General features: G+C 43.1%; 16 protein-coding genes, 2 tRNA genes, 3 rRNA genes and 1 pseudogene. 8 read left to right on the top strand and 14 right to left on the bottom strand.

All coding sequences use genetic code 11. From position 1 onward, the window contains the following. Positions 1–4 precede the first annotated feature (4 nt). The 5 genes from WN948_RS07950 to WN948_RS07930 all read right to left on the bottom strand — a co-directional run bounded on the left by WN948_RS07950 (position 5) and on the right by WN948_RS07930 (position 5,868). Positions 5–790 (bottom strand): hypothetical protein, encoded by a 786-nt coding sequence (locus WN948_RS07950; RefSeq protein ID WP_342303688.1) that lies wholly within the window; start codon positions 788–790, stop codon positions 5–7. Between the two features lie 147 nt (positions 791–937). Further along, positions 938–2,791 carry a YgiQ family radical SAM protein gene (locus WN948_RS07945; protein WP_342303687.1) on the bottom strand — a complete coding sequence of 618 codons (1,854 nt, stop codon included), beginning with the start codon at positions 2,789–2,791 and terminating at the stop codon, positions 938–940. 9 nt (positions 2,792–2,800) lie between these two features. Beyond that, positions 2,801–3,436 (bottom strand): MBL fold metallo-hydrolase, encoded by a 636-nt coding sequence (locus WN948_RS07940; protein ID WP_342303686.1) that lies wholly within the window; start codon positions 3,434–3,436, stop codon positions 2,801–2,803. Positions 3,437–3,467: 31 nt separating this feature from the next. Continuing rightward, on the bottom strand, positions 3,468–4,226 hold the full coding sequence (locus WN948_RS07935) for a TatD family hydrolase (protein ID WP_342303685.1): 759 nt from the start codon (positions 4,224–4,226) through the stop codon (positions 3,468–3,470). Between the two features lie 130 nt (positions 4,227–4,356). After that, on the bottom strand, positions 4,357–5,868 hold the full coding sequence (locus WN948_RS07930; RefSeq protein WP_342306436.1) for a 2-isopropylmalate synthase: 1,512 nt from the start codon (positions 5,866–5,868) through the stop codon (positions 4,357–4,359). 598 nt (positions 5,869–6,466) lie between these two features. On the opposite strand from WN948_RS07930, the gene WN948_RS07925 reads away from it, so the two are divergent. The 7 genes from WN948_RS07925 to WN948_RS07895 all read left to right on the top strand — a co-directional run bounded on the left by WN948_RS07925 (position 6,467) and on the right by WN948_RS07895 (position 12,990). After that, positions 6,467–7,941, top strand: a 16S ribosomal RNA gene (locus WN948_RS07925). 102 nt (positions 7,942–8,043) lie between these two features. After that, positions 8,044–8,116 (top strand) — tRNA-Ala (locus WN948_RS07920). A 121-nt stretch (positions 8,117–8,237) separates the two neighbouring features. Then, positions 8,238–11,164, top strand: a 23S ribosomal RNA gene (locus WN948_RS07915). A gap of 98 nt (positions 11,165–11,262) precedes the next feature. Next, a tRNA-Cys gene (locus tag WN948_RS07910) sits at positions 11,263–11,334 on the top strand. A gap of 28 nt (positions 11,335–11,362) precedes the next feature. Beyond that, positions 11,363–11,484: ribosomal RNA gene (gene rrf, locus WN948_RS07905) — 5S ribosomal RNA — on the top strand. The 16S, 23S and 5S rRNA genes sit together here with 2 tRNA genes alongside, the layout of an rRNA operon. Before the next feature lie 247 nt (positions 11,485–11,731). Next, complete coding sequence (locus WN948_RS07900; protein WP_342303684.1) at positions 11,732–12,103, top strand: hypothetical protein; 372 nt, start codon at positions 11,732–11,734, stop codon at positions 12,101–12,103. A gap of 44 nt (positions 12,104–12,147) precedes the next feature. Continuing rightward, positions 12,148–12,990, top strand: coding sequence for a UbiA family prenyltransferase (locus tag WN948_RS07895; protein ID WP_342303683.1), 843 nt, complete (start codon positions 12,148–12,150; stop codon positions 12,988–12,990). Positions 12,991–13,048: 58 nt separating this feature from the next. Here the strand turns inward: WN948_RS07895 and WN948_RS07890 are convergent. Continuing rightward, positions 13,049–14,474 (bottom strand): annotated as a pseudogene (locus WN948_RS07890) (IS66 family transposase). A 528-nt stretch (positions 14,475–15,002) separates the two neighbouring features. Then, on the bottom strand, positions 15,003–16,382 hold the full coding sequence (locus WN948_RS07885) for a sodium-dependent transporter (RefSeq protein ID WP_342303682.1): 1,380 nt from the start codon (positions 16,380–16,382) through the stop codon (positions 15,003–15,005). 168 nt (positions 16,383–16,550) lie between these two features. On the opposite strand from WN948_RS07885, the gene WN948_RS07880 reads away from it, so the two are divergent. Next, on the top strand, positions 16,551–17,990 hold the full coding sequence (locus WN948_RS07880) for a dihydrolipoyl dehydrogenase (protein ID WP_342303681.1): 1,440 nt from the start codon (positions 16,551–16,553) through the stop codon (positions 17,988–17,990). Between the two features lie 53 nt (positions 17,991–18,043). Here WN948_RS07880 and WN948_RS07875 read toward each other — a convergent pair whose 3' ends face one another. From WN948_RS07875 to WN948_RS07845, 7 genes are all read right to left on the bottom strand, one after another. After that, positions 18,044–18,880: a glycine betaine ABC transporter substrate-binding protein gene (locus WN948_RS07875; protein ID WP_342303680.1), complete on the bottom strand. Its 837-nt coding sequence runs from the start codon at positions 18,878–18,880 to the stop codon at positions 18,044–18,046. 123 nt (positions 18,881–19,003) lie between these two features. Beyond that, entirely contained in the window at positions 19,004–19,888 is an 885-nt protein-coding gene (locus WN948_RS07870) for a glycine betaine ABC transporter substrate-binding protein (protein ID WP_342303679.1), read from the bottom strand. Between the two features lie 63 nt (positions 19,889–19,951). Then, complete coding sequence (locus tag WN948_RS07865) at positions 19,952–20,785, bottom strand: proline/glycine betaine ABC transporter permease (protein WP_342303678.1); 834 nt, start codon at positions 20,783–20,785, stop codon at positions 19,952–19,954. Beyond that, positions 20,772–21,875, bottom strand: coding sequence for a glycine betaine/L-proline ABC transporter ATP-binding protein (locus tag WN948_RS07860; RefSeq protein WP_342306435.1), 1,104 nt, complete (start codon positions 21,873–21,875; stop codon positions 20,772–20,774). The genes WN948_RS07865 and WN948_RS07860 overlap by 14 nt, the downstream gene beginning before the upstream one ends. 555 nt (positions 21,876–22,430) lie before the next feature. After that, a complete protein-coding gene (gene cofE, locus WN948_RS07855; protein WP_342303677.1) occupies positions 22,431–23,207 on the bottom strand; it encodes a coenzyme F420-0:L-glutamate ligase in 777 nt (258 codons plus the stop codon). Further along, positions 23,207–24,454, bottom strand: coding sequence for a phosphomethylpyrimidine synthase ThiC (thiC, locus tag WN948_RS07850; RefSeq protein WP_342303676.1), 1,248 nt, complete (start codon positions 24,452–24,454; stop codon positions 23,207–23,209). Before thiC ends, cofE begins: the two co-directional genes overlap by 1 nt. Further along, a complete protein-coding gene (locus WN948_RS07845; RefSeq protein WP_342303675.1) occupies positions 24,451–25,335 on the bottom strand; it encodes a methylenetetrahydrofolate reductase in 885 nt (294 codons plus the stop codon). The genes thiC and WN948_RS07845 overlap by 4 nt, the downstream gene beginning before the upstream one ends. Between the last annotated feature and the right edge of the window lie 11 nt (positions 25,336–25,346).

Genomic DNA, 25,346 nt, shown 5'->3' with positions numbered 1-25,346 from the left:
ATTTTTATGCTCTTTTCAATTTCCTGTTAAAAACAAGAGCAATCGCTGCACCGATTCCTCCAAATCCTGGAATTGGGAAACTTGGGGCAGAATCTCCGTTTTCTCCAGTATCATCCTGCGTGCTTTTCAGTTCTGTTTCTTCATATCCATTCATTTTCCGAAGCTCTGCATAATCAATATTTAGCTTCTTACTCACAAGATCCGTTGGATATCTTCCACCATCAATGTCAGCACCAAGGGCTTCGTAGATTATGGAAGAGCCATCTTCTGTCCAGTAGACTCCATAGATGGCCGCTCTGTCCCAGTCCATAGGCGTGTTTTTTGTGTTCTCTTTGTAAAGGGGAAGTAATTCCCTGTGTAACATGGTATTATTGTGGACTGAGCAAATATCAATAGCATACTGCCCGTTCCTGCAATCATCAAAGAAAATGATCCTTGGTGCAGCATACATTTTACTGTCAGGGGAAAATGCAACCGGGTAGTAACCCATGGTGATTACATTCTTGATGTTCGTTTCAGTTCCAGCAAGTGTATCATTTATGACAAAATCCTCGATGCCAACACCATTTCCTGCATCCAATGCTTTTTTGTAAACGCTATAATTTCCATCTGGACTGTTGGTTTTCCGTGGTATCAGTCTGTAATCTATGTGTATCTGGCTATGCTCGCCATCTTCACTGTATACAACTATCTGGTGGGCTTCAATACTATCCGGATTTGTGTACGGGGATGAATAAAAAACATTCTCACTGATATTTTCATCGATGCTAATGACAGGACTGGCCGTCACAAAAGAAGTCTGTATAAAAAATATAAATAGAATTGATATTAGTAACTTGTATTTCATTTGTATAACTCACATTTTTTATGACTTAACATATATATGGAATAAAGTTAACGTATCTATATTAAAAAGGTAACGATTTTATTCTAAACATCACCATCCGTTATTTCCCTGCTTCTTCCGTCCTATGAGGCAATTCCATGAGTTACCAACAAGGTCAAGTCGGTTGGCACGTTTCAGTCCCTCATACACAAGATTGTAGTTTCCAGGCTCCTTGTAATGTAGCATTGCCCTTTGGATGCTCTTTTCTTTTTGGGAGGTAGCCACGTATATCTTTTTCCCGGTGAAAGGGTTCAGTCCGGTGTGGAACATACATGTTGCAGATGTCATGGGGGTAGGTGTGAAATCCTGGACCTGTCTGGTGTATCTTCCGGTATCTCTTATGTATTCTGCAGTTTCGATCATATCCTCAAGAGTGCAGCCTGGATGACTTGACATAAGGAAAGCCACAAGGTATTGGTCTTTTCCAAGCTTCTTATTTACTTCCTTGTACTTTTGCTCAAACCTCTCAAAGACTTCCCTGGCAGGTTTCTTCATTACAGTGGTCACTTTGTCGCAATAATGCTCAGGTGCAACCTTTAACTGCCCGCTGACATGGTGGGCACAGAGCTCTTCCATGTACTGCTCATCAAGCAACGCAAGGTCATAGCGTACTCCGTAACCTACAAATACTTTTTTGATACCCGGTAGATTCCTGAGTCTGCGCATTAATTCTATGAGTTTCTTGTGGCTGGTGTTAAGCGAAGGGCAGGCTTTGGGATGGATGCATACTTTGTCTTTGCATACTCCTTTCTCTTCCCAGTTCTTGCAGTCCATTCCATACATATTGGCAGATGGACCACCAAGTCCGTTGATAGTGCCCTTGAATCCTTTTATGTTTCTGAAACCTTCCGCTTCCCTTAGTATGGACTCGATACTTCGGCTGCGTATCATTCGGCCCTGGTGAAGGGCAATGGCACAGAAAGAGCATGCTCCAAAACAACCTCTGTGAGTGTTGATGGAAAATTTAACCAGATCGCTGGCAGGGACAATTTCCTTGTATGAGGGATGTGTTTCACGTGTGTATGGAAGTTCATACACATGGTCAAGTTCATCCTGTGTTAGGGGATGCATTGGCTTGTTTTGGATTATCACGGTCTTCGGATGGACCTGTATAATATCATGGCCGCGTATGTGGTCCTGTTCTTCGTAGACTGTTTTGAATGTTTTTGCATAGATTTCCTTGTTCTTTGAAACTTCAATATATGGGGCAATTTCTATGCGGTCCTTGAGCAGTTCTTCGCGCTTTTCTTTCCATGTTTTGATATCCATCTTCCAGACGGTCCCGTCAATATCATTGATATCTGACACAGGGACGCCTTTATTGAGCCTGTCTGCTATCTCAAGTATCTGGATTTCTCCCATACCGTAAACAATGATGTCTGCAGGTGCATCTGCAAGGATGGATTGGCGAACTTTGTCAGACCAGTAGTCGTACTGGGCAAAACGACGAAGAGATGCTTCAATGCCACCAATCACCCTGGGAGTATCTGGATATGCTTCTTTCAGGCGGTTGGAATAAACGATGCTCGCCCTGTTTGGTCGAAGGCCTGCCTGATTTTCAGGAGAGTATGTGTCATCGTGGCGTAATCTCTTTGAAGGGGTGTAGTTGCTGACCATCGAGTCAGTGTTTCCTGCACTAATGGAAAAGAACAGGCGTGGTTTTCCAAGTTTCTTGAAATCGTCTGCGTTGTCCCATTTTGGTTGTGCAATAACTCCTACCCTGTAGCCTGCATCTTCTAGTACTCTGCCTATGATACTTGTTCCAAAACCGGGGTTGTCAACATAAGCATCCCCTGTGACAATGATAATATCAAGTTCATCCCAGCCTTTCTTTTTAGCTTCTTCAAGACTCATGGGTAGAAACTTCGAGGAATCAGCCATTCTGTTTTTTTGATTATGTTTCATGATATATCCTTACAATATGCTTTTTGACATGCGGAGGGAAAAACCGATATGTTTGTTCACGTCATTTGAGGTAACTTCCCCATGCCCGGGGTATAGTGTCTCAACATCAAGCTGCACAAGTTTATTGATGGATTCGGTCAGTTGTGAGCGGTTGCCGCCTTCAAAATCTGTGCGTCCTATGCTTCCGTTAGGGAAAACGGTGTCACCGGAAAAAAGGCCCTTTGAATTTGATTCATACAAGCAGATACCACCGGGTGTATGCCCAGGGGTGTGGATGACCTCCAGTTCTTCATCGTTGCCGATGGGTATCCTGTCACCTTTGCTGAGCAGTATGTCAGGTTCAATGGACGGTGCCTTGTATCCGAATAATGCAGCAGCACTCACGTTGTCATTTTTCAGCAGAGGGGCGTCATCCTTATGGATTGCTATCTTTGCTCCGCTTAGACGGGCTATTTCCAGTGCTGATGCTGTATGATCGTAGTGGCAGTGGGTTAGTATTATCAGTTCAAGGTTTTTTATGTCTATGTTTTTCCCGATTTCTGTGACCAGTCCTTCTGTATTCATTCCTGTATCTACCAGGACTTTTTCATTGATCAGATATGAGTTGGCATCGTAAAGGCCTGTATTGAAATGTTTGACCTGCATGTTTATTCTCCCTTAGAAAAAAGGAATGGATTTAGAGCTCAAATGCCCTTCGGGTATTTTGCATTGTCGCCATGGCAATTTCAGCTTCTTCCATCTCTTTTAGATGTGCTATTACCGGCACCGAATCAAGGACAAATGCCGGTTCGTTCCTGCCTTTTCTCGGGGAGAGATAGGGGCTGTCAGTTTCTATAAGCATGTTGTCAAGAGGCAGATTCTTCGCTATTGATTTGTGGTGTTCTGAGAAACAGACAAGTGTTGGCACTGATATGTAGTGTCCTGCATCAACTATGTTCTTCATGGTTTCAAGTGAACCGCCATAGCAATGAAATATCACTCTGTCAAGGTCTTTGGTCATTTCAAGTGCAAGGTCTTCGCCATCCCTTCCGTGTATTATCAGGGTTTTGTTATACCTGTCTGCAATTTCGATAACCTGTCTGAACACATCTTCCTGTCTTTTCCTTCCTGCGTCACTCGTGCAATAGTAGAAATCAAGCCCTGCTTCTCCGACTCCTATGGCCTTGTCTATGTTGCGCTCTATCTGCGACAGTATCTGCTTTATTTTCGCATCATCTGCATCAGGTACCATCTGGGGGCTGAGTCCAAGCGTGGCATGCATGAATTCATATTTTTTTGCGAGTTCAAGAGAATTCGAATTCGTTTTGTAGTCTATGCCGGAGTTTATCATCTCAATTACGCCGCTCTTCCTTGCCCTCTCAATTGTTTCAGGCCTATCCTTATTGAATTTGGGGAAATCAAGATGGCAATGGGAATCTATTACTTCATAATTCATATGTATTCAATTCTGGTCTTATTATATAGATATGAACCTGTTCTGAGAATTGGTTCAAAAAAGTGCTTCGGAAATGAACGAAAATAAAAAAAGAAGTAAAGAACCGTGATCTTACGGTTCTGATATTTGCTTATTCCATGCTCCAGAGCTTCTTCTTTTCAAGAAGTATGTTGATTGCTGTGATGAGTGCGTCTACAGATGCTGTGGCAATGTCTGCACTTGCTGATTGCGCACTGACCACCCGGCCGTCTTCGTCTTCTACAGAAACCGTTACTACTGCAAGAGCATCACTTCCGCCTGTAATTGCTTCGAGGCTGAAATCACGTACTTTGACCTTGGTGTATCCCCCGATCATAAGCTCTACTGCTTTTAGGGCAGCGTCTATTGGTCCAACACCATAATTACAGGCAACGGCTTCTTCATCGCCAATCTTTGCTCTGACTACGGCAGTTGGTGTCGTAAGGTTACCTGTCATCACCGAGAACTCTTTTAGGATTATGGTCTCGTTTCCGAGGTTCCTTCCAAGGACGGCAGATGCAACAGCATGAAGGTCTGCATCGCATATGCGTTTGCCTTTGTTAGCTATGTCCTTGATCCTGATAAGTATCTCGTCGAGTTGTTCTTCGGTGGTTTCGACACCCATGTCTTCCAGTGATTTCTTGACAGCATGCTTGCCTGCATGCTTTCCTATTACTATGCGGCGCTTGTGACCTACCATTTCAGGGGTCATTATGCCCGGCTCGAAAGTCTCGGATTTTTCCAGTACTCCGTGGGTGTGTATGCCGGATTCATGGGCGAATGCATTGTCACCGACGATCGGGGTATTTACGGGCATGTGTATGCCAGTGTAATTTTCGACCATCTTGGCGGTTTCAAGCAAGTACTCTGTCTTGATATTTGTCTTTGCTCCGTATATGGATTGCAGGCACATTACTACTTCTGCGAGATTTGCATTGCCTGCACGTTCTCCCAGGCCATTTACGGTTACCTGTATCTGGCTGGCACCGGCTTCTACTGCCATGAGACTGTTTGCAACGGCAATTCCAAAGTCGTTGTGACAATGGACGTCAATTGGTATGTTTACTTCGTTGTTAATGTTTTTTACAAGCTGATACATTGAGGAAGGCGCCATTATGCCTACGGTGTCAGGTACGTTTATTATGTCGCATCCTGCTTCTTCTACGGCTTTGTATACTTCTATCAGGTAATCAAGGTCGGTCCTGGTAGCATCCATGGCCGAGAACATGCATTTTGCTCCATGGTCCTTGATATATTCCACGGCATTTACTGCCATTGCGACGACTTCTTCCTTGCTCTTTTTAATAGTATGTATCCTCTGGATGTCGGAAGTTGATACAAATGTATGTATCATGTTTACATTACAATCCATGCAGGCGTCCAGATCTTTGGTAAGGACGCGGGCAAGACCACAGACATCGAGACTCAGGTCTTCGTCAGCTATGGCTCTTACATTTTGCCTTTCGCCATCCGAGGAGACTGGGAAACCAGCTTCGAGTACATCAACACCAAGTTTGTCCAGTTGCCTAGCAATCTTGAGTTTTTGCTCGTTAGTTAGTGATACGCCGGGTGTTTGTTCACCGTCGCGCAGTGTCGTGTCAAAAATAGTCTTGTGTGTGTTTATAAGCTGTTTATCGCTGTAAAAAGCGATCCCTCAGTTCTACGGTTGAATTCATATTAATCATTCCGGCTTGTATTTTATGCTATAAAGCACTTCCGTATATTTCTCAATTATTCTTGTCATGTGGTGAGTAGGAATTACTGATTTCTCCGCAATCCTTATATATCAGCATTGACTTGTAAGGGTGCTCTCACTGAGCCCAATGATGCGGGTAACGCATCAGGAAAATTCGCTTTGTGAGAACAAATTGATGAAGTACTAATTTCATTTCATCAGGCAGGTGTTACAAAGGTTCCTTCTTTGCTTTCGAATCTCTTGATTCGGAAGATATATATAGGATGGTGTCCTTTGAAGGAGTCCGCGTGAATGCGCAAAAACACTTACAATCACCGCCTTTCATTAAGTGGAGGCAAGAGTTATTTCTTGCCTGACGTTGGATTTGGCAGTTCGGTTAATTCTGACCGGTAGTGTCTAATATACTACCTAAATAAGGAATTAACCAACTAATGTGCAAAGTAAAGAAATTCTCTAGTGAGAGTTCTTTCCTAAAAATTCCTTAAATGACTTCCAAAATGCATTAAACTTTTGTGTGAGATCAACAATTCTGGTTGATCCTGCCAGAGGTCACTGCTATCAGTGTGCGACTAAGCCATGCGAGTCAAATGTTCTTCGTGAACATGGCGTACTGCTCAGTAACACGTGGATAATCTGCCCTAAGGTCAGGCATAACTCCGGGAAACTGGTGATAATACCTGATAAGCCATAGAATCTGGAATGATCTGTGGCTCAAAGCTCCGGCGCCTTAGGATGAATCTGCGGCCTATCAGGTTGTAGTGGGTGTAGTGTACCTACTAGCCGACGACGGGTACGGGTTGTGAGAGCAAGAGCCCGGAGATGGATTCTGAGACATGAATCCAGGCCCTACGGGGCGCAGCAGGCGCGAAAACTTTACAATGCGGGAAACCGCGATAAGGGGACACTGAGTGCCAGCATCTTATGTTGGCTGTCCACATGTGTAAATAGCATGTGTTAGCAAGGGCCGGGCAAGACCGGTGCCAGCCGCCGCGGTAACACCGGCGGCCCGAGTGGTGACCACTATTATTGGGTCTAAAGGGTCCGTAGCCGGTTTGATCAGTCTTCCGGGAAATCTGACAGCTCAACTGTTAGGCTTCCGGGGGATACTGTCAGACTTGGGACCGGGAGAGGTAAGAGGTACTACAGGGGTAGGAGTGAAATCTTGTAATCCTTGTGGGACCACCAGTGGCGAAGGCGTCTTACCAGAACGGGTCCGACGGTGAGGGACGAAAGCTGGGGGCACGAACCGGATTAGATACCCGGGTAGTCCCAGCCGTAAACGATGCTCGCTAGGTGTCTGGGACGGTGCGACCGTTTCAGGTGCCGCAGGGAAGCCGTGAAGCGAGCCACCTGGGAAGTACGGCCGCAAGGCTGAAACTTAAAGGAATTGGCGGGGGAGCACTACAACGGGTGGAGCCTGCGGTTTAATTGGACTCAACGCCGGAAAACTCACCTGGGGCGACAGCAATATGTAGGTCAGGCTGAAGGTCTTACCTGAATCGCTGAGAGGAGGTGCATGGCCGTCGTCAGTTCGTACTGTGAAGCATCCTGTTAAGTCAGGCAACGAGCGAGACCCGTGCCCACTGTTGCCAGCATATCCTTCGGGATGATGGGTACTCTGTGGGGACCGCTGGTGCTAAACCAGAGGAAGGTGCGGGCTACGGTAGGTCAGTATGCCCCGAATCTCCAGGGCTACACGCGGGCTACAATGACCGGGACAATGGGTTCCTACCCCGAAAGGGGTTGGTAATCTCATAAACCCGGCCTTAGTTCGAATTGAGGGCTGTAACTCGCCCTCATGAAGCTGGAATCCGTAGTAATCGCGTTTCAATATAGCGCGGTGAATACGTCCCTGCTCCTTGCACACACCGCCCGTCAAACCACCCGAGTGAGGTATGGGTGAGGGCACGGACCTTGTGCCGTGTTCGAACCTAAATTTCGCAAGGGGGGTTAAGTCGTAACAAGGTAGCCGTAGGGGAATCTGCGGCTGGATCACCTCCTAAGCAGATCGGCATAAAGCCGATCACCACAACCGGTCAGAAATCGAAAAACTGCCAAATCCGAAAAAAGTTACATGGATTCATTAAGAATGGAATCCACGAGGGGCTTGTAGATCAGTTGGAAGATCGCCGCCTTTGCAAGGCGGAGGCCTTGGGTTCGAATCCCAACAAGTCCATTATTAGTGCACCTGGAGAGTAATTTCTTCGGGGAAGGATGAAGTGGCTGAAGCAACGACAGCTGCAATGAGATCGTGTATATGCATGCATATATCAGACGCTCACTGGACAAAGTGAGATGGACTCTGGTAATTATGCCTTCAGGTGGATGGCTCGGCTCAAGAGCTGATGAGGGACGTGCCAAGCTGCGATAAGCCCAGGGTAGGTGCATGGAGCCTATGAACCTGGGATTTCCTAATGGGTCTTCCTAACACATTTTGTGTGTTGATCAATACTGATCGGGAACGCCCCGAATTGAAGCATCTTAGTAGGGGCAGGAAAAGAAATCGAAGAGATGCCGTTAGTAATGGCGAATGAACACGGTACAGTTCAAACTGAATCCCACTGGTAACATGTGGGAGATGTGGTGTTGTAGGCTTTTTCTAAAGATCCCACTTAATCGAAATCGAATTTTTCTGGAACGTTAAACCATAGAGTGTGATAGTCACTTAGATAACGATTAAAGGATCCGGATTATAGCCTGAGTAGCGTGAGTTGGAATTCTCGCGTGAATTTGGGAGGCACCAACTTCCAAAACTAAATACTTCTTGAGACCGATAGTGAACTAGTAGGGTGACCGAAAACTGAAAAGTACCCCAAGAAGGGAGGTTAAAAGTGCCTGAAACCTGAAGGTGATGGAGCGATATAGCGTTAAAGGATCTTTAATGCGAAGGAAACAGCCGCGAGGCTGCAGTACGGGCATTATTGCCAATGTTATATCTTACGTTTTGAAGAACGGGCCAGGGAGTGTATTCAAATGGCGATGGCTAACTTTTTACATAGGAAGCCGAAGCGAAAGCAACATGCTCGCAACCGCAAGGTGAGGAGCGGCGTATACAAGTGCGTGGAGTCATTAGGGTACGACCCGAAGCCGGGTGATCTAGGCGTGGGCAGGTTGAAGCGTGGCGAAAGCTACGTGGAGGACCGCAAGCGGTATTGATCTGCAAATCATTCGTGTGACCTGCGTCTCGGAGTGAAAGGCTAATCTAACCCGGCATCAGCTGGTTCCTTCCGAAACATGTCGTAGCATGACCTAACTGGAGATAGTCGGTGAAGTAGAGCACTGATTGATGGTCCCGGGGGAGAAATCCCTCAGCCGTTTGTCAAACTCCAAACTCACCGTCGTCTAAGAAAGTTGGAGTCCGGACTACTGGGGTAAGCCTGTAGTCCGTAAGGGAGAAAACCCAGCCCGTGGTTAAGGTCCCCAAGTGTCGACTAAGTGTTAATACTAAAGGGCGTCCTAAGCCCTAGACAGCTGGAAGGTTAGCTTAGAAGCAGCTATCCTTTAAAGAGTGCGTAACAGCCCACCAGTCGAGGTTTGGGGCCCCGAAAATGGACGGGGCTCAAGTCGACCACCGATACCACGGAGTACCGCAAGGTAATCTCGTAGGAAGGCGTTGCGTTCGGGCAGAAGCAGGGCTGTGAAGTCCTGTGGACCGTGCGGAAACGAAAATCCTGGTAATAGTAACAGCATAGATAGGTGAGAATCCTATCCGCCGAAGGGGCTAGGTTTCCTCGGCAATGATCGTCAGCCGAGGGTTAGTCGGTCCTAAGACGTACCGTAATTCGAGTACGCCGAAAGGGAAACAGGTTAATATTCCTGTACCTCTTGACAATAAACTGACGTTTTTGGGCAGGTTGAGCGGCGCCGTCGCGCCGTCTAAGCACCTAATCCCGTGGAGAGCCGTAATGGCGAGAAGCGGGCGAATGTGTTATGGCGAAAGTCAGCTGCACCCGGGAACCCGTGAAAAGGAAGTCAAGGGTCCGTACCGAGAACTGACACAGGTGCCCCTAGCTGAAAAGGCTAAGGCGTGTCGGATACAATTTGGCTAAGGGAATTCGGCAAATTAGCTCCGTAACTTCGGGAGAAGGAGTGCCTGCTGTGAAGACAGCAGGTCGCAGTGACAAGAGAGCTCTAACTGTCTAATATCAACATAGGAGATCGCAAACCCGTAAGGGCTAGTACGATCTCTGAATCCTGCTCAGTGCAGGTACCTGAAACTCCGGTTCAACGGATCGAAGGGCCTGTAAACAGCGGGGGTAACTATGACCCTCTTAAGGTAGCGTAGTACCTTGTCGCTTAATTGGCGACTTGCATGAATGGATCAATGAGAGCTCTACTGTCCCTAGCCAGAGTCCGGTGAAGCTTACTTTCTAGTGCACAGTCTAGAGACCTCTAGGGGGAAGTGAAGACCCCGTGGAGCTTTACTGCAGCCTGTCGTTGGGTTGTGATTTTGGATGTACAGTGTAGGTAGGAGACGTCGAAACCGGTGCGCCAGCATTGGTGGAGTCGCCATTGGGACACTACCCTTCTGAAATTACGACCCTAACTCCGAGAGGAGGACCCCGATAGGTGGGCAGTTTGCCTGGGGCGGGACGCCCTTGAAAAGATATCAAGGGCGCACAAAGGTTGACTCAAGTGGGTCGGAAACCCACTGAAGAGTGCAAGAGCATAAGTCAGCCTGACGTTATTCAGCACAGTAGTGGATGACGAGACGAAAGTCGGTTCTAGCGAACTTTTGTACTCGCTTGGTGCGAGTCAAAAATGACAGAAAAGTTACCCCGGGGATAATTGAGTTGTTGCCGGCAAGAGCACATATCGACCCGGCAGCTTGCTACTTCGATGTCGGTTCTTTCCATCCTGGCCGTGCAGCAGCGGCCAAGGGTGAGGTTGTTCGCCTATTAAAGGAGATCGTGAGCTGGGTTTAGACCGTCGTGAGACAGGTCGGTTACTATCTACTAGAGGTGTCTGTAGTCTGAGGGTAAGCTACTTTTAGTACGAGAGGAACAGAGTAGCGGCGCCACTGGTGTATCAGTTGTCCGACAGGGCATTGCTGAGCAGCTACGCGCTAAGGAATAAGAGCTGAATGCATCTAAGCTCGAAATCTGACTTGAAAAGAGACTACGTTAAGGATTCCGGTACAAGACCGGTTTGATAGGGTCGGGATGTAAGCACCAAGGCAACGAGGTGTTCAGTCCGCGGCTACTAATCATCCGTGCCTGTCCGTCTTGCTTTGTCCAGGCGAAATCTGATATGTGCATGTTTAATATACATGACCTTATGGTAAAGTATAAATGCAATGGATTCATTCATGAATCGCTCATTGCCAAGGTGGCGGAGCGGCTACGCAATCGCCTGCAGAGCGATTCCATTCCGGTTCGAATCCGGACCTTGGCTTTACCGTTTAAAATTCATCATGAGAGAGATTGGCGGCCATAGCGGCGGGGCAATTCCTGTACCCATCCCGAACACAGAAGATAAGCCCGCCAGCGTTCCTTACTGTACTGAAGTATGAGAGTCTTCGGGAACTCTGGATCGCTGCCAACTCACTCAACACTAACTACTACTTTCTTTTTTCTAAATTGATTTTAACACAAACTAATCTATTTGTTATTCTGATACTATTGATTCTTACAATCTTTTATTGTTATTTTGATTGTGCATGCATATGGTGATGGGAATCATTGACCCTGATTTAGTCTGGAATCAAATGTAATATGTATCCCATAATTTAATATGAAAAAAAGCAATTCTAAAGTAACATGGAACCATCCTTCATAAAAGGGTGTTAATCATGGGGACGAAAAAGATTATTTTTGTTTATAATGCGGACAGTGGAATTTTTAATTCGATAGAGGATTATGTTCATAAGATCGCTTCACCATCCACATATGATTGCAATCTTTGTGGTCTTACATATGGCAACGTGGGCATGAAAAGTGGCTGGAAGCAATTTGTTTCAGGACTGAAATTTCCGGTAGAATTTCTACACAAGGACGAATTCCTTGAAAAATATGACATTGAAAATGTTTCATTTCCATGTGCTTATATTGAATCAGACAATGAGGTCGAGCTTCTGATAAGTTCTGATGAGATGAACTCTCTTGATGAACTTGATGACTTAATGTCACTGGTATCTCTGAAAATGGCAGATATTCCTGATTGAATTTGGTTAGCAATATGAAAAACTCGTTTTCGATCAGGTCTTTTTTGAGTTTGGTCCGATTTGAAAATGCATTGTTTGGTGCCCTTACTATATTCTTATCAGGAATTTTATCATCTGATATCTCAGGACATATTTTTGAATATGGTCTAGCATCAATATCTGTTGTTTTTCTTGGTATGGGTTTCTTTGCTGTAAATGATTACTTCGATTTTGAGATTGACAGGGCAAACTGTAGGACTGACAGGCCTATTGCACAGGGTAAAATAAAGAGAAAAACTGCTCTATATGTGGGTGTGGCAAGTCTCATTCTTTCTTTTTTAGTGTCCCTGGGGCTTAATCAAATTGTTTCTTTACTATTGATCTTCAATGCAGTTCTTTTTTTTGCTTATAGTTATTATTTGAAAAAGATATTTTTAGTCAAAAATATCATAATGGCCTACGGTTTTCTTTCCATGATCCTTGTTGGAACGCTAGTATCAGACTATGTAATAGAGGCATTGATTTTCTACTATGCAATAATGGGTTTCATCGTTGGACTGGCTTTTGAGATAATGATTGACATCAGGGATATGGAAGGTGACAGGGAATTTGGTGTACAAACCCTTCCATTGAGGACGTCATCAGGATTTGCAGCTTCAGTTTTTGTTATCCTGTATGTATTGGTTATGATACTCGACCCACTTCCGTATTTTGTGAATATAGATTCTCTTCTTTATCATGACTTTTTCTTCCTGATTTTGATTATGATTCCTGTGATCTTCTACATCTTTATTTCAAAATCCCTTCTTAGGGACATGTCAAAAAGTAATGTTGGAAGGTTAAGAGAAAGAACTATCAATGTGATGCAGCTTGGTTCACTTGCATATCTGTTTGGCTATCTTTTGTAATTATTATGTAACTATTCAGCCTAGCTCACTTCCACCAAGCTGATTTCTTCATCCACGATCAATTCTGCAACTTTGGAACAAATGAATTGTCATAAAATATTGCACTAATTGCATCGATAACAGATTCAGAATTCTTATTAACAGTAGACACGTATCCTCTTATACGGCAGAAATTTTTTGCACCCTGTTCACTGCGGAAAGTACCTGATATCTCTTTCAGCCTGATTGTTATCAAACGGAACGTTTTGGTCGTACATAAATCGCAAGATATCCTCTTTATGGCCAATAAACCTATCCAGCAAATTCTTTACCGTGGTCTGCTTCTTACGTCCTCGTTTTTTAGACCGCACATTTGATTCCGGATCAGGAGGATTTTCATTCACTCCTAAACAAGTTATGTGATCATAATCCTCACTGAACCTTTGAATTAGCTCAGTATCTAAAAGATCATTATCAACATGATGTTTAATGCATATCAAGAGATCACTCATTATCTTTGGCCACTGTTGATCCCTGTTTTCGGAAGCTCCAGTTAACTCTCGTAATAAATGTGCATTACATAATGAATGTTGACATTCATATTTGTTGTACGGTTTCCAAAAATCATGTGTTGCAACACCAGTGTAACCTGGTAATATGCCCATAGCATCCATTGCTTCTGAGCCCCTTTTGCGATGTGCAAAATAATAGGTCAGTTTGTCTGTACCTGCCACATGAAGCCAATTACGAACTGCATTTATTCTCATTCCTGTTTCATCCAGATTGATGACAGGAGATTCTTTCAGGAGATGTTTCACTGTATTTTCAAAAGCTCCAAGCTTCTCAAAACAACTACGTTCCGTGTTCACCAAAGTAGCAGGACTTATCTTGCATCCCAAAATATCAGAGAACAACTTGGTAACACGCTGATAAGGAAGTAATTGGTAAGTGTGCAAATAAACTGCAAATGACTTAACTCGATGACCGTATTGAGTCGGCTGAGTTACACCATCTGGAAAAAGAGCTTTGTTTACATGAGAACATTTGGGACATGTTTTAATCTCGCAACGATGTTCAATGCAATTGATAGTTATAGGAGGAATGTCAAAGACCTGTCTTCTTTCATAGTCAGAGGGAACAGAAGCTAACGATCTCCCACAATTGACGCATTGATTAACAGGATGAACAATAACTTCATCCGGATCATCATTTATTCTTAATGTAGTACCAGGATGACCGTTTTGACCACCTACATGCTTATTGGTCTTTTTTCTTTGACTTTTAACGGTTGGTTTATTCCGTGCATAAGAATCAGTAGAAGGTGGTTTGCTACTGTTGCGACTATTCTTTTCAAGCATTTCTTCCAAATGCCTGACACGCTCTTCAAGTTGTGCAATTTGGAGAGATTGATGTTCAATTATCCCAAGTAATCGAGTTACAAGTTCTACTACTGCTTCTGGACCAGCTTCATAAACTGCAAGTATTTCTTCGCGGTCTATACAAATCCCCTCAGATTGATAGACGTTTTTTATGATATTTTACTGAATATTTTTTAACACATAGAATGAAGCCATAGTATATTGTTTTTTGCATCATTAAAACAGTCAGGCTGAATAGTTACATTATTAGTAACTATTCAGCCTACCACAATTAGCCTATTGATACTGATTTAATCAAAACGGAGATGTTTGCTCACTAACAACCTAAGAATCAAAAAAGCAATCAATGACAACAATCAAAATTAATGATCCTAATAAAATGTAGGTCTCAACTTTTTGTCAAGATTGCTATTGATAGTGTTTTTATCAGGCTGAATAGTTACCATTATTATAATCTCAAATCATGGACGCATTGTCATTAAAAAAAAGCTTAACATGAAAAACCATTGTTTTTATTCATCTGTAATGTATTGGTATAATTATATACTCAAAAGCACCTATATAGCATAAGATAATTAAAATGATTGTTTCTCTCTTGTTCAATAAATGAGGCTCTATAGACCTCATTTAAATTTTTTGCTGTTATTTATTATTTTATTTAAATAGGTTCAACCATCCCTGAACAAGTATTATCAAAACAACAATAGGCAATATGTATCTTGCATATGGACTGACCCATTCCGGTATTTTCTTCCCCATTCCGGTATTTGCCTCTTCTATGAAATTATTCCATCCCCATCCGATTTTTAGCGTGCAGAACATCACTATTGAGAGAGCTCCAATTGGGAGAATATTATTACTGAAGATAAAATCCTCAAGATCCAGTATTCCACTACCAGGTCCGAAAGGTTGTATACTACTTAGTGGACCGAAGCTAAGTGCACATGGCAAAGAAAGAATAAAGATTCCAATAGCATTAACAAAAGCTGCTTTTTTGCGTGTCCATCCCCATTCATCAATTGTGAATGCCATTATATTCTCAAAAATAGCTATAACCGTTGACATTGCAGCAAAGGAAAGGAACACAAAGAAAAGAACACCCCAGATAAGTCCTCCAACCATCTGGTTAAATATATTGGGCAGGGTCATAAAAATGAGTTCAGGCCCAGAGCCAGCATCTATTCCAAAAGCAAAAGCTGCAGGGAATATCACAAGTCCTGCAAGCAGGGCAATGGAAGTATCCAGTGCAACTACATTGATTGATTCTCCGACAAGTGAACGCTCCTTTCCAATGTAACTTCCAAATATTGCCATTCCTCCTGCACCTGCGCTTAATGTGAAGAATGCCTGTCCCATGGCTGCATAAACAGCCTCTCTTCCTATCAGACTGAAATCAGGTTTCAGATAGAAGTCAATTCCTGCAGATGCTCCCGGAAGAGTTACAGATTTAAAGACAAGGATCAGTAAAATTAGAATCATTCCTGCCATGAGATTTTTACTAACCTTCTCAGCTCCATTCTGAAGTCCTTTTGAACAAACCCAGAAACCAATGAATACGACAAGAGCCATCAAGAATACTATTTCTAAAGTGTTACTGAGGAATGTCACAAAAAAGTTACCTACTTCTTGTGGCTCAAGTCCGCTAAAACTTCCGGTGAGTGAATAATATATGTATGCAAGTCCCCAGCCTGCCACAGTAGTGTAAAACATAACGAGCAGAACATTTCCTATAATGCCCATATATCCGAATATATGCCATTTGCTGCCCGCAGGCTCCAGTTTTCTCATAGCACCTGCAATGTTCAGTTTCCCTGCTCTACCTATGGAATATTCCATAAGCAGAATGGGAAATCCCAGCAGAACGAGAAACGCAAGGTAAATAAGGACAAAAGCAGCTCCTCCATATTTCCCTGTAATATATGGAAAGCGCCATATGTTGCCAAGACCGATGGCACATCCTGCTGATAATAACAGAAATCCTATTCTGCTGGCCAGTTGCTCTCTTTCTTCGTTGGCTTTTTTTTCTTTTGTCATTGATGCTAGCTCGTATTTGTATGTTGGTATTATAATATTAATATGGATTATTACTTATATTTGTTCTTCATCCTGCTTTTGTATCACTTAATATATCAGAGTTCTATCGGAAATAATTATACGTATAGCGGCCAATGTTCATAGGAATATTATACTGTGGGGAATCAAATGAAAGAATACGATCTTATTGTAATAGGCACAGGCTCCGGGATGAATTATGTTACTGCAATGATGGATGCAGATCCTGAAATGAAAGTTGCTCTCATTGATAAAGATGAACCGGGAGGAATCTGTCTTACCAGAGGCTGTATACCTTCAAAGATGCTTCTTTACCCTGCAGAGCTTGTAAGGGATATCGGGCATGCAGGTAATTTCGGTATCAAAGCATCAATTGAAAGTATTGATTTCAAGTCAGTGATGGACAGGATGCGCAGTTCAATATCAGAAGACATTGAAAATATCAGACATGGTTATACTCATATTCCCCGAATGGATTTCTACAATGAAACAGCTGAGTTCGTTTCTCCTTACACCATGACGGTTGCTGGGGAAACCATCAGCGCCAAAATGATATTTTTGTGTACAGGTTCAAAGCCTGCAATACCTCCTGTGAAAGGACTGGACACGATTGATTTTCTCACAAGTGATGAAGTACTGGAACTGACTGAACTCCCCGAAAGTCTTGCTATCATCGGAGGCGGATATATTGCTGCTGAATACGGACACTTCTTTTCAGCCATGGGTTCCACGGTCACTATAATAGGCAGGAATGCACAGTTCATTCCAGAAGAGGAACCTGAAGTTTCTGTACTTGCGAAGAAGATGATGTCAGAGTACATGGAAATCCTCACAGACTACGAGGTTGTTGAGGTAAAGTCTTCATCAAAAGGCAAGACTGTGATTGCAAAACATCGTCAGACCGGTGAGGAAAAAGAAGTTACAGCTTCTAAGATACTTGTTGCAACCGGCAGGAGCCCGAATACTGATATATTGAAACCTGAACTTGGAGGAATTGAGACAGATGAACGTGGATGGATAAAGGTCAATGAGCACCTTGAAACCTCCATGAAGAATGTCTGGGCATTCGGTGATGCTAACGGAAAATACCTGTTCAAGCATGTTGCAAACCATGAATCATCAGTTGTCTACTACAACGCTGCTCTGAAACATAAGGTGAAGGTCGACTATCATGCAGTTCCACATGCTGTATTCTCATATCCTGAAATAGCCAGCGTTGGAATGAATGAAAAACAAGTTATTGATAAATACGGAGAAGAAGGTATAGTGATTGGTTTTTACCGTCTCCAGGAAACAGCAAAAGGCGTGGCAATGTCCTTGGGGGATGAATTCGTGAAAGTTATCCTTGATGGCAAAGCTCAGAAGATTCTTGGTGCTCATATCATAGGCCCCCAAGCATCAGTGCTAATTCACCAGATAATTCCATTGATGTATACTGAAACCCAGAGTATAGATCCGATTATGTATGCAATGGATATCCATCCATCACTTAGTGAGGTCATCAAAAGAGCATTCTATTCAAGGATGCCTGCTTCTGAATATCATATGATAATGCAGGCTTATGGACTTGAAAGCGCAAAAGAACAGTAAAAATAGAATGAGAGAACCAAGTTCTCTCAAATGTTCGATTGAATTTTATTCTTTTATTCCTGGTTTCCAAGAACTTCATTCATCTTTTCCGGGTTTTCAGCAAGCCATGCAGCCGCTGCTTCATCCGGTGTCTGACCTCCATCAATATCAATCATTAGTGATTCTATGTCTGAAAGGTCCATCTCAAAGTTCTGGATAAGCTGGAAGAACTCAGGGTTCTCTTCTTCAAATCCTGTTCTAGTAAGAATTACAAGATCGTCAGTTTCTCCGTAGATTCCCTGGGTATCTTCAAGGAATTTAAGACCTTCTATACGAGCAAAACTCCAGTGTGGTCTCCAGAGAGTAACAACTACCCATTCTTCATTGCGAACCTTACTCTGAAGTTCTGTGACCATTCCCACAGTGCTGCTTGAATAAAGTTCAAAACCATCAAGCTCATAATCCACAATACAGCTTTCTGTGTTTTGCATTATACCTGCGCCAGGTTCAATACCATTGATTGTACCATCAAATTTATCAGCGTTTTCCTGAAGATCTTCGATGGTGTTTATTGGTACGTAATCAGGAACAACAAGTCCGCACTTTGCACCGCTAGCAACAACCTGTGCTTTGGTCAGTTTGTCTCCGTATTGCTCCCAGTAAGGTGCCTGAGTTGCCGGCAGCCATGCATAAATTAGGACATCGATATCTCCCTGTGCAGTAGCCTGGTAAAGACCGCCAAGATCAGCAGTAATGGTTTCATATTCATATCCTCCTTCATCAAGGATCTGTGTGAATACAGCTGCACCAGCACGTGAATCATCCCATTGGATAACTCCTATTGTTACAGGTTCCTGTGTTGTTTCTTCAGGTGCCCCTTCTTCAGCAGGTGAGGTGCATCCTGCACTCATTAAGGCAATTGCTACTAGAAAGCATCCTAATATTTTCAAAAAATTATATCTCAAGCTATCACTCCTTTTTGTTTATAAATTAATATAGTTGGATAAATAAAAAAAAGAATAAGAGTAAACCCCTTATTCTGCTGCAATCCATTCACTTACTTTTTCAGGATTTGCATCTACCCATTTCTGAGCAGCTTCTTCTTCTGACATACCGCCTACAAGGTCTGACATAACAGACTGGATATCGTCATGGGTCCACTGGAACCTTCCAATGATCTCATAGAGTTCAGGGTCATCTTCTGAGAGACCTACTCTTGCAAGGGTTTCAACATGGTCTGCTTCACCAAAAATTCCATTTGGATCTTCAAGGTATTTCACGTCAAAGCTGTTGAATGTCCAGTGTGGTGACCATAATGTGACAACAGTCCATTCTTCATCATCTATTGAACTCTTAAGGTCAGCTGCCATGCCTGCACTGCTGCTTGCAATAAGCTCGTAATCAAGTCCGTATTCCTCGATTGCAGTTTCTGTTGTTGACATGATTCCTGCTCCGGGATCGATACCTATGATCTCTCCATCGAACTGTTCCTTGTTTGCATTGAGCTCTTCAATTGAATCAATGGTAACATATGATGGAACAACAAGTCCTATGCGGCAGTCTTCAAGGTTCACTGCGACACTATCAATGTCTTCTCCGTATGTTTCCCAGTAGTTCTTCTGGGTCTGGGGAAGCCATGCAGATGTTGTAAAATCGAACTGGCTGTCTGCAAGTCCCTGGTAGAGTGCACCTGCATCCACAGCGATAATCTCTACATCATAGCCTGCCTCTTCAAGGACAAGTTTCATGACATTGGTACTGGCTATTTCGCCATCCCAGAGAACGTATCCGATAGTTGCTTCCTTTGTAGTAGCTTCTTCACCGGCATCTCCGGTTGTATCCTGGTCCGCACATCCACTTACCATTACAAGCATGGCAAGCATTATGAGTACTGAAATAACTTTTAATTTGCTTTTCACTTTATCACAACACTTTATATATATTATAAATAGACCACGAAGGTCTGTAAATATTAATTTATGTTATTTCTTAGGTGTAAGGCCTTGTGTCAGTCTGTCAAGTACAATTGCAATTATCACAATTGCAAGACCAGCTTCAAATCCTTGGCCGATATCTACTCTCTGGATGCCTACAAGTACCTGATATCCAAGTCCTCGTGCACCGATCATAGCTGCAATAACAACCATAGAAAGCGAGAGCATAATACACTGGTTTACACCAGCCATGATTGTCGGGAGTGCAACAGGCAACTCCACTTTGAACAGTTTTTGCATCGGTGTTGTTCCAAACGCATTTGCAACCTCGTTCAATTCAACAGGAACCTGTCGGATGCCGAGGTTGGTAAGGCGGATAGCCGGTGGCATTGCAAACACTATTGTTGCAACAAGGCCGGGAACATTACCCAATCCGAAAAATATCACTGCAGGAATAAGATACACAAAAGAAGGCATTGTCTGCATGAAGTCAAGTATTGGTTTAACTATATGGTACGCAGTTTCATTCTTTGCACTCAGAATGCCGGTTGGAATACCTACCAACAGAGCCACAAGGGCAGATGATAACACAAGGGCTATGGTTTCCATGGAAAGTTTCCACAGGTCCATATTCTCTATGAGCAAAAACCCGATCGCGGTTCCGATTGCAAGTCTAAGGTTCTTTTTGGAAACAAAATAAACAAAGATAGTAACGATAAGAATGAATGCAATAGGTGGTAAGAATAATAGTATATCCTTGAATCCGGATATGAGAATATCTATGAATTCACTGAAGATATCCATCAAAAAACCGAAATTATCATTCAGCCAGTAAACACTTGATTCAACAGTTTCCCCTATTGGAAGTTCAGGTAAGACCATTCGAATCATCCTCCTTTATGGCCAGAGCACCAAGGATGCTACCTCTGACAATAACACCTATTATCTTCTGATTATCATTTACAACTGCCAGCGGAAAATTTCTGTCTGTCATCATCGGGATTATATCTTTGATGGGCAGGTCGGGTGCAACGATTTGCACGTCTGTTATCAACACATCATGCAATGTTCTCTTGTCCTTGACAGCCTGGACAGCATCATCAATGAGAAGTATTCCTTTAATCTTCTTTTCAGGATCAACCACAAATATAGATGATATTCCATGTTTTTTCATCAGTTGCAGTGCAACTTTGAGTCCGGAATTAATAGATACCACAGGTTCCGGTCGTTTCATGATATTCTCTGCTGTGAGAATTTTTGTCCTATCCACACCGGCAACGAATTCTGATACATAGTCATCTGCCGGGTTTGTGAGTATTTCCTCTGCAGTTCCTATCTGGGCGATAACTCCATCTTTCATAATTGCAATACGGTCCCCCAGTTTCAGGGCTTCATCCAGGTCGTGTGATACAAAAACAATAGTTTTTTTGAGTTTGTCCTGAAGTGCGATCAATTCATCCTGCATCTCAGATCTTATTAGCGGGTCAAGTGCACTGAAGGCTTCATCCATCAACAGCACGTCGGGATCAGTTGCAAGAGCCCGTGCAAGTCCCACTCTTTGCTGCATCCCTCCGCTCAACTGTGATGTTTTGCTTGATTCATAGCCCTTAAGACCAACTTTGGAAATAGCTTCTTCTGCTTTGACATATCTCTCATCTTTCTGCATACCTTGTATCTCAAGCCCGAAAGCTACGTTATCAATAACAGTTCTATGGGGCAGAAGAGCAAAGCCCTGGAAAACCATGCTCATTTTCTTTCTTCTGGCTTCCCTTAGCTCTTTGTCATTCATTGTGGCAATATCATCACCATCAATGAGGATATGTCCGTCACTTGGATCAATAAGACGGTTCAGACAGCGTAAAAGCGTTGATTTACCTGAACCCGATAGTCCCATAAGTACAAAAGTTTCACCTTCGTAAACATCAAAACTTACTTTATAAAGACCGACTGTTTGTTTAGTCCTCTCAAAAATTTCCTGTTTTGAGATTCCCTTTTCTATTAAAGAGACTGCTTTATGAGGGTTTTTACCAAATATCTTAACAAGGTTTCGAACTTCTATTTTTTTTGGTCTATGAATTGTAATACCTCAATTTGAAAGAAGATTAATTTAATTATTCACCTTTAGTTTTGACAGGACAACCATATATTAATGTATCGTTTCATTTTTGGCCAAATAAGGCCTATTATATTTTATTTTTTAAAAATAAACCCTAATTGTACCTTTTATTCTATTATTATATAATAGGCAAGCAAGATATATGTAAATTATCTTTTCCTTTTGATTATTTTTGATAAAAGATAATTACTCTAATTTAAACAAAAAAGAAAAAGTTATCCCTGAACGGATAATTTACTTATTTCTTTTGTGCCAGGATTTTTGGTTCTGAACATTTGTATTTTGTACCAATAGAATATGTAGTTAAGTTTGCTATTTTTTTATCGGCCGTGCTATATAGTTTTAATGAGTTGTACTTTTTCTATGGATTTCTATAGTTATGTTAAAGCTTAAAAAATAGTACAGAAGTGTTTATGCTTTTCTTATATTGCTATAATACATGCATTCATCACTTGTGAATAAAGGCATTTCAATGTCATCTTCAACTATCTGGACAGCTGCACCTCTTACAAGTACTGCAGGTACGCTTTCTCCTGCTTCTCCCATTAGTAACTGGGCAGCAGATACAAGGTTGTCAGCTACTGCTTTGCGGGTAATCGTCATTTCTTTTCCAAAAAGGTCAAGTGTACCTCTGGCATCCTCAACAGGAACCATGCCTGATGTTCCAAGAGCAATACCAACACATCCAAGCCTCATAGGTTGCGTGCGGCTATCGCCAACGATAACTCCGATCTTACACCTGCAGCGTTCTCTAATCTCCCTGCGAATCTTGCCTGCACTCTGCTGTGCGTTTTCCGGGAGAAGAACAACATGCCCATCCGGTGCATTCGAGCTATCTATTCCTGCGTTGGGTGCAAGTGTTCCCTTTGTGATGGTAAGTGCGGCTCCTGGAACACCACCGAATATCTCATCACATTCCTGAAGTATGAGTTCCATTTCCCGGGCGTCAAGCTGGTACTCCTGTGCAAGTATCTTTGCTTTTTCTCCGGGATTTACATCTGCAAGACGAACCAGACGTTTCTCAGCCGTTGCCAGTGGTGATTCGGCAATGATAAGAATGTCATTGTCCTGGAATTGCATTCCCTGTTTCTCTAGGGAATCCATTATGATCTCTGAAATATTATCCCCTGGTTTGATAAGTGGGGTCTTTATACCAAACATCTGCAATGATGGAAAATCAGCCTTCATTATTCCCCTCCTGAAAGATAACTTTTCATTATTTTAATTGCGCAGTAATCTCCACACATAGAGCAGGGTCCTTCTTCCGGACACATCTGTGTAGGTCTGTCCGGGTCAATGGCGAGTTCTGCCTGTCCTTTCCAGTCAAAAGCGGCTCTTTTTCTGGCAAGCATGAGGTCACTGTCACTTAAACCATATTTCATTGAGTCACCGATGTGGGCTGCTATCTTAAAAGTAATAAGTCCTTCTTTTACCTGCTCTGGGGTTGGAAGTGAGAGGTGCTCTGCAGGAGTGATGTAACATAGATAATCTGCACCTGCACCGCTTGCCATGCTTGCACCCACAGCTCCTGCTATGTGGTCATACCCCACAGCGACATCGGTTGGCAGGGGGCCTGCTACAAATAACGGGAAATCGGCTTTTTCCTTGTATGATCTGACAGAAGCCGGTATCTCTGATGCCTGGATGTGGCCTCCCATTCCGTTAATGATTACCTGCACGCCCATCTCATTCGCTCTTTTTGCAAGGGCGACATTTGTTTCTATCTCCATTAACTGAGCACTATCCTTCAGGTCATGGATGCATCCGCTTCTCATGGTGTTCCCCAGAGAGAGTACAACATCATTTTTCCTGAGTATCTGCATTATCTCATCAAAATGTTCTATGAAAGGATTCTCGCAATCATTGAGTAGCATGAAGCTGCTTGTAAAGGATCCGCCTTTGGATACCATACCCATGACCCTCCCGGAACCTTTCAGTTTTTCCAGCATTTCCCTTTCAACACAATGGAGAAGTAGTGAACTGACTCCCTCTTCAACATGTTTTTTGAGGTACGTAAGGATGTCATCAAAAGTAACACTGTCCATTCCACACTCAACAATCGTCTGGTAAATGGGAACAGTTGTGACAGGAAGTTCTGTGTTCTCAAACACCATCTTCCTGATAGCTGAGATATCTCCTCCCATGGAAAGATCTGTAATGGTAGCTGCACCATATTTCTGTGCGATCTTCACCTTTTGCATTTCTGAATCCGGATCAATTGCGGCCGAAGATGTACCAAGGTTCACATTGATCTTGGTGCTGGCACCTTTTCCAATGGCAACAGGCGGGCATCCTTTGCGTGTCATTATCACAAGGCTGCCGTTAGCAACTCTTTCCCGGATAAGTCCTTTTTCAATTCCTTCTTTCGTTGCAATTTCAAGCATCTCAGGTGTGAGGGTACCATTTTTTGCATGGTCAACTTGCGTTTTCATCATTGGTCGTTCTTCCTGATTCCGGCCATTTCAAGTATTCTAGGTGTATTATCATGTTTGCCAATAGGCATAATGTGAGTGCCACAGCAGAGTTTTCTAAGTTCGGTAATAGTTTCTGCACAGATGGAAATACCTTCATCGATTGGTTTTTCAGCCAGCTCGATCCTTTCTATTATCTCAGCAGGCACATTGATACCGGGGATATTCTGGTTCATAAAACGTGCCATCTTTGCAGATTTGAGTGGAATGACTCCGGCAATTATAGGGATCTCAATATCACCGATGGATTCCATGAAAGTTTCAAATTGTGCTATATCATAAACAGCCTGAGTCTGCATAAAATCGATTCCTGTTCTTGTTTTTTTACGCAGCTTCATCATCTGTGCCATCTTTGAAGAATCGGTGTTAGTAACCGCACCTACTACAAAATCCGGCGGATTCTCAATTTTGTTCCCTGCAAGATCATGCCCTTCTTTCATTTTTTTAATGATGCTAAGAAGCTGAACAGAATCCAGGTCATAGACCGGTTTTGTCCGGGGGTGGTCGCCCTTTGTAGTGTGGTCACCTGTCATAATACAGATATTCCTGATGCCCATCGCATAAGCTCCCAGAAGGTCGGATTGTAGTGCAAGCCTGTTCCTGTCCCTGCATGTAAGCTGCATTATCACTTCATGACCTGCATCCAGCAGTGATTTACTCACTGCAAGCGGGCTCATACGCATTATTGCTTTTTGGTTATCGGTAACATTGAGGGCATCAGTCCAGTCCCTGATAAGTTGTGCATCAGCAAGAGCACCGCTTAAGTCTGTTCCTTTAGGGGGACTGACCTCTGCCGTAATTAAAAAATCGTTTGATAAGAGTTTGTCTTTGAAAGTACGGGACATCTTAGGGGTAT

This window comes from Methanolobus sp. ZRKC5 (assembly GCF_038446525.1).
Lineage (GTDB): Archaea > Halobacteriota > Methanosarcinia > Methanosarcinales > Methanosarcinaceae > Methanolobus.
Note: the sequence above shows the minus strand (reverse complement) of the source record. Positions and strands in the feature narration are given on the sequence as shown.